8 protein-coding genes are annotated in these 11,298 nt (G+C 57.2%); 2 read left to right on the top strand and 6 right to left on the bottom strand.

The window, feature by feature from the left end; all coding sequences use genetic code 11:
- Positions 1-202 precede the first annotated feature (202 nt).
- The 6 genes from EV657_RS20440 to EV657_RS20415 form a co-directional block, all read right to left on the bottom strand.
- A complete protein-coding gene (locus EV657_RS20440; RefSeq protein WP_134079650.1) occupies positions 203-1,765 on the bottom strand; it encodes an AAA family ATPase in 1,563 nt (520 codons plus the stop codon).
- Between the two features lie 269 nt (positions 1,766-2,034).
- On the bottom strand, positions 2,035-2,766 hold the full coding sequence (qatD, locus tag EV657_RS22835) for a Qat anti-phage system TatD family nuclease QatD (RefSeq protein ID WP_134079649.1): 732 nt from the start codon (positions 2,764-2,766) through the stop codon (positions 2,035-2,037).
- A complete protein-coding gene (gene qatC / locus EV657_RS20430; RefSeq protein WP_341800947.1) occupies positions 2,763-3,941 on the bottom strand; it encodes a Qat anti-phage system QueC-like protein QatC in 1,179 nt (392 codons plus the stop codon). Before qatC ends, qatD begins: the two co-directional genes overlap by 4 nt.
- A 98-nt stretch (positions 3,942-4,039) precedes the next feature.
- Positions 4,040-4,606: a Qat anti-phage system associated protein QatB gene (gene qatB, locus EV657_RS20425; protein ID WP_341800946.1), complete on the bottom strand. Its 567-nt coding sequence runs from the start codon at positions 4,604-4,606 to the stop codon at positions 4,040-4,042.
- Between the two features lie 365 nt (positions 4,607-4,971).
- The gene (locus tag EV657_RS20420) at positions 4,972-6,858 is read right to left on the bottom strand and encodes a KAP family P-loop NTPase fold protein (protein WP_134079644.1); all 1,887 of its coding nucleotides are present in this window, start codon (positions 6,856-6,858) and stop codon (positions 4,972-4,974) included.
- A gap of 589 nt (positions 6,859-7,447) precedes the next feature.
- Entirely contained in the window at positions 7,448-7,819 is a 372-nt protein-coding gene (locus EV657_RS20415; protein ID WP_243837764.1) for a hypothetical protein, read from the bottom strand.
- Positions 7,820-8,081: 262 nt separating this feature from the next.
- Here EV657_RS20415 and EV657_RS20410 point away from each other — a divergent pair, with 262 nt between their 5' ends.
- Both EV657_RS20410 and EV657_RS20405 read left to right on the top strand, forming a co-directional pair.
- Entirely contained in the window at positions 8,082-10,706 is a 2,625-nt protein-coding gene (locus tag EV657_RS20410) for an AAA family ATPase (RefSeq protein ID WP_134079642.1), read from the top strand.
- Positions 10,707-10,752: 46 nt separating this feature from the next.
- Positions 10,753-11,289 carry a hypothetical protein gene (locus EV657_RS20405; protein WP_208323334.1) on the top strand — a complete coding sequence of 179 codons (537 nt, stop codon included), beginning with the start codon at positions 10,753-10,755 and terminating at the stop codon, positions 11,287-11,289.
- The last annotated feature ends 9 nt before the right edge of the window (positions 11,290-11,298 follow it).

The raw sequence follows: 11,298 nt of genomic DNA, 5'->3' as shown, positions 1-11,298 counted from the left end.
ACATAAGATCTCGTGCCAAGCTGGTCTCCATCGCAGATGCCACCTTGGATCATGCCCTGCGCACGAGCGGAATCCCTTTTGTCAACACGACCTAGCGCGGACTGCCACCATACGTCGCCGGCGCGGTTGGCGTTTGGCGGCGGTAATCTCATCAAATACATCGGTGGCGTTGACGGCCAGCAGCGGGATCGAGCGCATCCTGCTACTCCTCCATCTCATCGCGAATACTCAAAATGTAAGAGCGCGCCGCGAAGCCAAGCTTGCGGCCGAAGGCTTCTTCAATCTCTTCAAGGTTGTTCTGGCGCGCCAACGCTCTAAGAGTCTCGTGCCAATCAGTCGAGCCGTCGCCCAGGTTGAAAACCTCCTGCGTTATGACGCCGATACTTTCAGCAAACGTCTCCACACTCGGCGCCGCAACATGGTTTTGATCGGCCAACCGTCGTAGCACATGGACATACTTCGCCGGTGTTTCCTGCAGGACCACTGGTGAGTGAGTAGCGATGATGGCATAACCATCGAAAGCTTCGAGACACGATCTGACACTCTTGAGAAAGGCAGCGAGTAGCGGCGGATGAAGGTGGGTTTCTGGCTCGTCTATCAAAACCAAGGTTGGTTCCGACCCTGAGATATGGGCCGTGAGTTCAGTGACGATTTTGAGGACGACTTTATGCCCACTGCTCAATCCGTGGAAGAGTTCCGCCAGGTCTTCCTCATCCCGATTAGCATAGAGCTGGGTCAAACCAATGCGTTGGAACGATGGGTCACGAAGGAGCGGTTTCAACACCTCTAAAAGGTTCTCCAGCCGATCAGCCTCGCGAACCCGTTTAAGCGCAGCCAAAAACTCCGCTTCGATTTCCGATGGAGTGCGCAATCGATAAGCCTGCTCGTCATCGAGTGAGTCATCGTCTGATCGCTCACGAAGCCCGCAGTAGACGTAACCAAATATTTCCCCGCTGTCCTGAAGCCTCTCCTTCTCCTCCTCGGTGCTTCCCGGAATGACAAAAGTATCGAACGCGCTGTAGGATACCACAACCACTGTTTTGAATGGCGGCGCTTTACCGACGAACCGACCCGCTGTATCTTCAAGTATATCTTTCTTGCTACCATATCCAAATCCACTCGCGACGATAGCGAGGTTTGATAGCAGTCTGGTTTTACCTGTACCATTATATCCGATCAGCGCATTAATCCGGTTGGGCAACCGGCCTTTGCGCTGAAAATCGAATTCAATCGTGAATGGGTTCGCATTTCGCGCCACTCGAGTTTTGAATTTGACCTTAAATCCTGCGCTTCGCCGTCTTGCTGGTAGCGCCTCTGCACGAAGCAATCGCGCAGCGTCAGCGATTGTACGCTTCGCTCCGCTAAAGCGTAGCAGCGAGACTTGATACGCTTCAGTATCCTCAACACTGGCCTTGATCTCGTCGTCAAACGCGACGTCTCGAAGCCCTTTCAAATAAGGTTCAAAGACAGCTCTCCCGAGCTTATAGATCGTTTCATAGTAGTCGAGGTCCGCACCTAACGAGGCATGGCCCGCCGGCAGCTCTCTAAAAGGACGCTTGGGCATTTCAGTATAGCCGCTGGAACGCCCCGCCTGAATAATCTTAATGCTGCCGAGATCGTAGCTTTCATCAGCCGACAGGCGCAACGTGACTTGAAAAGTCGTCTTGTACCCGTAGTCATCCCAGTTGTCCTGAACTAGCACCGCATGCGGGTAGCGACTGGTCTTCGGTGATTCATCTGACCTGAATTTGACAATGAACCTCATTCAGGTTCTCCCATACTGTGCGTGCCGTTTTGATAGTGTCCCACAGCGTGGTGTAGGAGCGTTGACCTCCTAAAGAAGTCAGGGTCTGTCAGGTAGCAACGGCGGGCAACCAGACTGTGGGACTGTCAGTGACGCGGACCACGGCTTCAAGGCTCATGGATCGGCGTGCCACGGCCCACTCGTCGTTTGTCTCAAACATCAAAGACCACTTCCGTAACCAAGACATCATAAGGCATGGTTTTCCCAAAACCGGGAAAACCATGTCAATTCTACAGTGCAGTAGAGAGTGACCGGAAGTTCTCCTGAACCTGTTGCTTAAGCTCCTCAGGCTCCCCCCCTGTTAGTGAAGCGAGCCCCTCCAAACAGTCATAGGCCTGCCATGGCATGATAGCATTTCGCCCATTGCGAGCGAATGGCCCGTCGGTTTCGGTCAAGACTCGCTTCAATGGCATCCGCGAAGCGAGGTCGCGACCCTTCTTGGATTGAAACATCGCCGGCCCGATCGAAAACCAACACCCCATACCGATGGCACGTTCGAGCTCCGAAACTGTTCCAGTAAACCAATGAAGGATCGGCACTCCAGCTCCCCGATGCCTTTCCAGCCCATCCAGAACTAGTGTCGCGGCACCACGGGAATGGATGGACATGATCCTACCGCCCAGCTTCGCGGACGCCTCTAGTATTCTTTCAAATACTTCCTGCTGGAGACCGAGACTGGAACGATGAGCCGGGCTCCCGTCCAGGCCGATTTCCCCAATAAACCGAGCCTCCGGCAAGAGGTCACACAGCAACGCGACCTCGCCGTAACGCTGCGCCACCAACTCTGGATGCAATCCCAAAGCGACCTTCACACGCTTTCTGGCCCCCACGAGCTTCCTGGTGCCCCGCCAGGCCTTCGGCGTTGTCGTTACTGCGAGGACATGGGTACCTCGAGCATCAACTTCTCTGAGTATCGACGCCGGTTCAGGATAGAGGTCGACATGGCAGTGCAGATCTATCAAGTGACCCCCAGCTTCGAATGTAACGCCGCGAGTTCGGCAATGCCATTTTTCACGACGCGGCGGTAGGGGGTCGGATCGCCGAGGAGCTGTACGTTCATTGATCCCCCTATCAAAGCGGAAATTCCCTGAAGACTTACAGTCTCTATGGCGATTGCGACGGAACGAACATCGTCAAAACCTGCGTGCCGCGCGTCCTTTTGCCCAAGATGTTCGTACTTATAACCTTTGACTGTACGGTCTGGGACACCCCAGGCGACGTAGGCGGCGCGCCTAACCTGGCATGGGACGCAACGACCACAGTGCTGGAAGCCAGTTCGAGAGTAGCGACCGCAGCTCGTCGATGTATCCACCAAAGCTGCAAGCAAGGCTGGATCCTGGCAGCCCTTCAACATTTCCCCCTTGGTCTGAAACTCGTAGGGGTTCCTGATATGCACCCTCAGGTCGGCAGCCTCCAACGTTTCCTGAATCAGCCTAAGGAAGTAGGGATGTGTCGTGCGGGTAGAAAGAGAGCCGGTGCGCAGTGGGGTCAGCGGCACATTCTGGCTGATGAAGCCGTTTTCCGGCATCCTTAGCTCAACTATCTCGCCATCAGCGTGGCTTTGCAGGCATGTCGCCGCCATGACTCCAAAGCCTAGGAAAGCAATCGAACGCGCTCTTTGCGAACGTTCAGATGCGCAAGGCGGTCGAGCGTGATGGTTGAGTTGAAGGTGCAGACTGCGAGGGGCCACGCTGCTAGCAAATGTTCTTTGGTCCTGCGTGTCGCCCTTCGCCATTTGACTGACCAGCAGCGGCTGGCGGCCTTCACTCACCGCATCGATCGCACCAATGAGGCTATCCATCCCTCCGGAAAGGAGACAGATCATATCCTCAGGCCGAGGACGCCTGGGGCCGCGGGGGAACGGCATTCCTCCGCCCGCAATAAACTGGACACTCCACATATCGCCGGACAAGAAGCGAAGGGCTTGGGTCAGGCGTTCACTCTCCGAGTTCCAAAATGCGGGATCAGAAACTGCCACTGTCAGGTCAATCTTCCGCGTCCATCCATCCGGGCTTCGCACCCGCGAAACAGCTTCATCTGCTGCGACAACTGCCATGGCGAACGACATAAAATCCCACGCCGCCCCGGACGGAAAAAGCCCGAGCCTACGCAGCCGCCCCGGTACGAGATCCCCCACTCGCCCGCGACCGGGTGTCCGAGAATTCGTATAGATGTCGAAACGAATATCTGTGTCCGGAATGTCCGGCAAATCCTGCGGAAGGCAAGCTACGCTCGTCACAGGCCAGCCTCCTCTTCAAAAACCTCGAATGTCTGCTGAATCGCTGCCCGCGATATGCGCTCGATACTGCTGTGTCCGACGACACTCCCACGCGCTCGTTCAGCCGCGTACTCAGCCGCTACAACTTCGCGAATGTAGTCCTTCATTTCCTGGAGCCTCTCCAGCCCTTCCCCCTTGGTCGGAGCCTTGTCGATGATGGCCTTCCCGACGTCGAGTTCGATACGATGCGCAACATCGTAGCCAAGCGTCGATGCTGTGACTTGGTCAACCTGTTCGGCGGTAAGGTTCGTGAGATCATTGTGTTGAGCCAAGATATCCGATAGCGCCCGTGCCACGGAGTCTCGGGTCACCTCAGCATCTTGGGTGCCATCGATCGGCCTGATGGCATCCACAAGAATATCTGCAAGTTCAACCGGCGTCCGGCCAGCTAGCGTCTGGGGGTCGATTCCAAGTTCTTGGGGAAGCGGCTGTCCGCTGGCAAGCGAGGTCAGCGCACCATGCAGAACACTTGCCGCCTTCGCGGACCCTCCCATTCTGCGAGCCGCATTTCTGCTTCCACCCATACCGCTGCGTGAGTAGTGGCCGAGCCCTCTTTTCAGGTGCTTGTCGCGGCCGTCACCACCGCCTGCGAATTTACCAAGCGATGTTCTCGCCCCTCGCCAGCGGCCGGGTTGCGAGGGGGTTGGAGGTTGTTGGGGTGGCACTTGCGGTTGCTGCGGCGCAGCGGGCGGTTGCTGAGGCGCGTGACCGGGGCCACCGGGAGCTGGCTGAACAGGAGTTCCAGGCTGAGGCTGAGGCTGAGGCTGAGGCTGAGGCTGAGGCTGAGGCTGAGGCTGATTGGGTTGCCCTGGCGGATCGTCAACCCACGGCGGGACGATCGGAATATCAGGGCCGGCACCAGGGCCGCGGCTCGAAGCTGAAGTACCCATTACTTAGACTTTCCCACTTTACCAATCGCATTCTTGGCTGGAGTCGGCAGGTCAGGGCGCGTGAGAAACTCAGCCAGAACGCGTTTTCCCCATTCAACTTGGCTCAATCGTGGCACAATGCTTGCCTTGACCTGACTTGAAGGGACTTCGCTGAAGAATGCGATGATTGATGCTTCAGCCGACGGAGATGCTCCCGCAAGTGACTGCAAAGCATTGAGAATTTTCGGAACCCCCCAAGATGTCTCCTGACGAGCCTTCGCGATGACCTTATCGGCAAGTCGCCCGATCTCCTGATTGGTCAGGCGGGCGACCTCAGCATCAACCGTCGCGCTAGCAGATGTCATACGCAGCAACATGTCCAAGGTCTCGAGCGCCTCGGACGATAGCTCATCGGCACGCGAAATGATTGGGTGGCTTTCTCGACCGACATACAGTGCCCCGCGAAGGTCTTTTTCTGCGAGGGGGGGATCGAGCGCCAGCCAGTTTTGGTGAAACGCGTCGTTCCAAGGTTTTTCCAAGGGCGGAGCCTCCGCGTCACCACGTGCAGAGGCCTCTTTGTCCGCAAGAAATTCCGCCAGCCCATTCTCGGACTCGTTTACTGCGCGCAACAGTTCCGCATAGGCATCCTTATCCCCGCACCGCTCGAAGAGCAGCAACTTCACCAAGACGGCCTCATCCACCACCACCTCTTGAATCCGCGCCATGGAAGAACGCAATGACAGCGTATTCAGGAAACGCTTGATCAGCCGAGGGTTGCCTTGGATATTCGGCGAGGTTGTGAGAAGCGGTGCAATCCGCTCCGCGAGCGACAGCCGGTTAAGTAGCCCCGGTGGACAGTTCTGCATGAGGCCAGAAACAAAAGACTTATCGACCCTCTCGCCCTTCCAGGTTCTCCCCAAGCGACGGCAGACGGCAATACGTATCTCCTCCTTTTGCTCCAGCTCAAAAGAAGCCTCTGCATCTACAAACAGCATCATGAGGTATGCACGAACTTCGTGCGTCCCGAGCGGGGGAACCCGAATTGGAAGCTGGATGAGCTTGTCAAAATAGTTGGTGACGAGATCGTCGTTGAGCGCGACCTCCTCGAAATGCGAACGAACAGCCTGTCGGATCATCCGCTCGTCAGCAGCGATGACAAACGCGGTGTGCTTCAGGAAGAGGAAGAGACGCATTGCCTCGAGCGTAGCGATAGCGGTTTTCGGCAAGCAACGATCCAGGTCGTCGATCATCACTACTAAGGTGATGTCCAGATCGGCAAGCGTCGCTTCCAGATCATCACGGAACGCTTGGATGGCCTTGCGCGGCGTTTCAGCACCCACCTCTGCTTCGTCGCCTTCCTTGATGAGTTCCTTGCCGTTCTGAATCCCGTCTGCCGCAAGCTCCTTCACCTTCCTTAGGTCTTCGCCAGTGACATCACCGTCGAGAAGGCCGCTAACCGCCGAGATCCCGCTAGCGACGAAGGGCGTAACACTCCCCTGGGTCGCGTAGTCGAAGAGGGCCGATCCTGCGATGCCCAGAACGCGCAGCTTCTTGACTCGACCGAGAAGGGACGCAGCGCGCTTGAGCGCCTTTTCTCCCAGAGTGGCCTTCTTGGCCAATGCCTGATCGACCACGGCTGCGGTAATGGTTTCCATCAACGCGGCACGGGCATCGTCGTAGTTTTGATAGAGCCATGCATTGAACTCGACGAAACGAATATTCACATCGTCGCGCTCCTCCAGGGAGGTACGCAACAATTTCATCATTGAAGACTTTCCAACGCCCCAATCGCCCGAGATGCCAAGCGACAGCGGCTCGCCCTTTGCTCCAACGATCCGTTCCGCGGCAATTTCCGCCACATGCGAAAAATTGACGAGGTCACGAAGCGTTTCGTTGTCAGACCACATGCAGCACTTACTCCCCTATCAGGCAATTTCTTCGGGCCTGGCCATGTAAGATCAAGAAAAATCTGAGGTCATCCCATTTTCAGGAAATCTTTTGCAGTTGTGGCAGGCTCAGCACTTGGCAACGGGTCTGCATTCTTGACGGAATTCAGTCGCATAATGGGTCGGCAAGGCCTTTGCCACACTCAAAGATAAACACGGGCTGGATGTTGATCCATCCGTATATACGACTGCGCCAATGGCCTGCGCAATCGAGTTTAGCCGGGCGTGGCAGCCGGAGGCTGCACAGGGGCTTTCGGAACGTCGATCAAGTGAGGGAGCGAGGAACGACACTGCATCGACTGAGGCCTGCCTGCTGTTCACTGAGTTAGCAGCATGCTGGCTATTGCCTCTACGCACCTGGATGGCATGAAGGATGACTCGCATATGGCGCGGCATGAACATCTTTGCTCTGACAGTTCAGCAGGAGCAAGGGCGAGCTATTCCGCGGTCGCAAGGCCGGCCCGGCCAAACTTCCCTTGCAAGATGGTGTCGGTGTGTGGGTTCAGCTTTATCGCAAGACGATAGCAATCCGGCCCTTCAGCCCAAAGGCTTACTCATCTCCGAAAAACTTGTCGGCTTCTCCAACCCCGAAGGTCTCCAGCGCTGTGCAGTCCATCTCGGTACCCTCAGGCCGAACCAGCACATGCGGGATGAAGGGGCCACCATAATCCACCACAGGATGGCCCTCATGGGTGTGAAGCTCCCCGTTCGCTTCTTGGGCCAGCATGATGAAATCGACGAGATACTGGACGCCATTGAACAAGGCACTTCGTTCTGACGCAGGAAGATCGACGATTGCTTTCAAGTCAATCACCTGATTCATCAGATCGACGAATTCCTGCTCGGTGAAGTTCTTGGGAAGTCGTTTAGCGAAGTCCGCAAGGTTCATGATTACGCCTTCTGTGAAATAGATGATGCCCACGGGATTTCTCAGATTCAGGAGCTACCCGTATGGGTGTGGTAGTCTCACTTTTCCGGATGGCGCAACACAGAAAATTTCGAAGCGACTTTCATCTTGTTGATCAAATTGCGAAAAATTGACACGGATCTGGTTTTCAACACAGAATCCCGGAAAATCTGGAAATGGTCGGCAAACCGAAAAATGTCGGTGGCACTTGATGGGGAACGGCAATAGCATCATCAAATTGCCGGCTGCTTGAGATGAAGGTAAGGGGAAACAAACGATGGACCAACAGAGTACTGAGCCCTCGAATGAGGCCGCGGCGCTTGCCGACATACTGAAATGGTCTGCCGATCTGCCCGGCTGGCAGCGCGACGCCTTGCGTCGGTTGTGCAGCCAGACCAAGCTTGAATCCGCCGATATCGCGGCGCTCGTTGCTGTCTGCAAGGGCGACAATCCCGCAGCTCCGCTGGACGCCAGTCATATCCGTGATCCTGCCGCAAGCCATGCGGTTGTCAGCCTCGGCGCCTTGCATGGACTGTCGAACGTGAATGCGCTCATGCCTGGCGAGCGGCTGTCCTTCGGCAAGACCGGTCTTACCGTGATCTATGGTGACAATGGGGCTGGCAAATCCGGATACGCCCGCGTCCTCAAACAGCTTTGCCGGGCACGCTCACCGAAGGGTGATGCCATCCTTCCGAATATCTATGCCGGTGCAGGCGGCGCACCGACTGCCAGCATCGACTTCTTCGTCGGCGGTCAGAAGCGAAACGCGACGTGGAATCAGGGCGGAGCGGTCGATCCCATGCTGTCCGCCGTCAGCGTCTTCGACTCCCGGACCGCCAATGTCCATGTCGAGAACACCAACGATCTCGCCTACACGCCCCTTCCTCTCCGCATTCTCGCCGGCCTCGCGCAGGCGTGCCAAGATGTGAAAGCCGAACTATCAGCCGAAATCCACAAGCTGCAACAGCAGTTACCCGTCGTCCTCTCGAAACCCGAATGCAAGCCGGATACGGCGGTCGGCAAGATGATTGCCGGATTGTCTGGAAAGACCAAACCCGAAGCCATTGAGAAGCTGGCAGGCCTGAACGCGCAGGAAGACGCTCATCTTCAAACCCTCATTTCCGACCTCGCCAGCGATCCCGCCCGGACAGTTCGTCAGCTCCAGGCTCAGGAAACCCGTACCAATGCGGTGATCGAACAGATCAGAAAATTGACCGCCGTAGCCTGTGACCAGAACCGGATCGCGCTCCGCGAGGCTCATGGGCGTCTTGCGACTGCGCGAGCGGCTGCGTTGGCCGCATCCGTCGATCTTTTCGCTGCGGAACCTCTCCCAGACATTGGTTCGGACATCTGGAGAGCCCTGTGGGACGCGGCTCGAACCTATTCACGCGAAGCGGCCTATACCGATAAGCCTTTTCCCGTGACAGACCCCGATGCCCATTGCGTCCTGTGCCAGCAGCCGCTCAGCAAGGAAGCCGCTAACCGACTGAACAGCTTCGAAGCCTTCGTCCAGGACGAAAGCAAACGTCGTGAAGAGGAAGCCGCCGCAGCTTATGACGAGTTGCTGGAGCAGCTATCCTCACATAGCTTCCCCATGAGAGAACTGCCCTCGTTCGTTACTCTGATCCGCGACGATATCGGCAAAGACGAGCTGGCGAAGACCCTTCGCCGCCAGATCGTCCAACTGTCCTGGCGACTACGGGCAGTGTTTCGAACCCACGCCGACGAGTTTTTGCATACATTGCCGCCGGACGTGATCCCCACACTAGATGGATTACGTGATGTGCTGGACGGGATCGCCACGCGGATCGAAGGCCTGGAATCGGAGGCAGGCTCTCCCCAACGTGCTGCCCTTATCATCGAGCGCGACGGCCTGGCCGACCGGAAGTGGCTCGGCGTTGTGCAAGCCGACGTTCTCGCCCAGATTGAGCGCCGCAAAGCCATCGAGGCCCTGGAAAGGGCCAGCAAGGACACGACCACAAAAAAGATCACGACGCAAAGCGCCCGGATAGCCCAGGCTCTTGTGACCAATCGCCTGCGCAGCCGCTTCGCGACCGAAGTCGACAAGCTCGGCGTCGCCGGCCTCGCCATCGAACTTCAACAGGCTAAGACCTCAGCGGGGGTGCCCTTTTTCCAGGTGCGTCTCATCAACAAACCGACCGAACCGGTCGGCAAGGTTCTGAGTGAAGGTGAGCATCGTTGCGTAGCGCTCGCCGCCTTCCTCGCCGAGCTGTCGACCATCGACGCGCAGTCGGCCATCGTTTTCGACGACCCGGTTTCCTCTCTTGACCACCTGCACCGCGATCGGGTTGCCACACGCCTGGCCGAAGCGGGCTCCACCCGCCAGGTGATCGTGTTTACGCATGACATGGCCTTTCTGCTGCTGCTCGACGAAGCCTGCCGTGCAACCAAGGATCGCGAGGCAACGCCGGTCGCGTACCGCCTGATCAGCCGTGGCGCCGATAATTCCGGCTTCTGCCATCAGGACCCGCCAGCCAGCGTCATGCCGCTCGACAAGGTGATCGACGGCATGAAGGCTCACCTCGACAATGTGAAGATTCATTACGAGCGCGGCGACCAGGCGAAATGGCTCCGGGAAGTGACGTCGTTCCAAGACCAGCTTCGCACTTGCTGGGAACGTGCCGTAGAAGAAGCAGTCGGGCCGGTAATCCGTCGCCTGTCGCGAAAAGTCGATACGACTGGCCTGATCAAGCTGACCGTTCTCACGGATACAGACTGTGTAACCATGCGTGAGGCCTTCGGCCGTTGTTCCGCGCTCCTTCATAGTCAGCCCCGCGAAATCAATCCCCCCCTGCCCTCAGCGTCGGTGATCGAAAGCGAGATCAGCGCGCTGGCGCACTGGATCGTCGACATTCGAGCCCGCCAGGAGAAGGCCGCATGAAGTTGCTCCGTCACGCCACGCCCTTCCGCTTTGAAGGTCTCGCTTCATGGTGAAATGGTCCGAACTTAAGCGCGCATCGGACACCATTCTCGCGGTGTGGCCCCATTATCAACCGCTATTCGAACGCTGGTTCATGCAGGAGCTGGTCTACAAGGATGAACTCGCACTCACTTGGCGTGAGCGCTATGTGCCCGGCGACAATGACACTATTCTCTCGGATCACTACCCTGATCGGGAGGCTGCAGTCAAAGCAGCCGATGCGCTTAACTCGTCCTTGAAACAGGCGCTATCGACTCGCTCGATGGACGATGTCGTCAAGCGCTCTCTGGAGTTGAAAATTGACAAAGCTCTGCAGGCCAAGCGTCGTTTGCAGGATGAAGAGGCGCTGATGCTGGCGGAGGCCCTGCGCCGTTGTGCTGGTGATAAACGACCACATGCGGCAACTATAAAATTGTCGCCTGAGGCCGAGCGCTACCGGCAGGACCTCGCGGAGCAACGTAAGCGCTGTCTGCGCCCCACGCGGGATCAGCTTGACGGGTTGAAGTTCCAGGGCAGGAGCTCGTCGATCCTGCTGGCCGGGTGACCGGCGGCG

The organism is Rhodovulum visakhapatnamense, from assembly GCF_004365965.1.
In the GTDB taxonomy this organism is placed as follows: Bacteria; Pseudomonadota; Alphaproteobacteria; order Rhodobacterales; family Rhodobacteraceae; genus Rhodovulum; species Rhodovulum visakhapatnamense.
Note: the sequence above shows the minus strand (reverse complement) of the source record. Positions and strands in the feature narration are given on the sequence as shown.

Excerpts from the sequence above, each read along its gene's own strand:
- EV657_RS20410 (WP_134079642.1), top strand. The coding sequence starts at position 8,082 with ATGGACCAACAGAGTACTGAGCCCTCGAATGAGGCCGCGGCGCTTGCC.
- qatB (WP_341800946.1), bottom strand. The coding sequence starts at position 4,606 with ATGGGTGGAAGCAGAAATGCGGCTCGCAGAATGGGAGGGTCCGCGAAG.
- EV657_RS20420 (WP_134079644.1), bottom strand. The coding sequence starts at position 6,858 with ATGTGGTCTGACAACGAAACGCTTCGTGACCTCGTCAATTTTTCGCAT.
- EV657_RS20405 (WP_208323334.1), top strand. The coding sequence starts at position 10,753 with ATGGTGAAATGGTCCGAACTTAAGCGCGCATCGGACACCATTCTCGCG.
- EV657_RS20440 (WP_134079650.1), bottom strand. The coding sequence starts at position 1,765 with ATGAGGTTCATTGTCAAATTCAGGTCAGATGAATCACCGAAGACCAGT.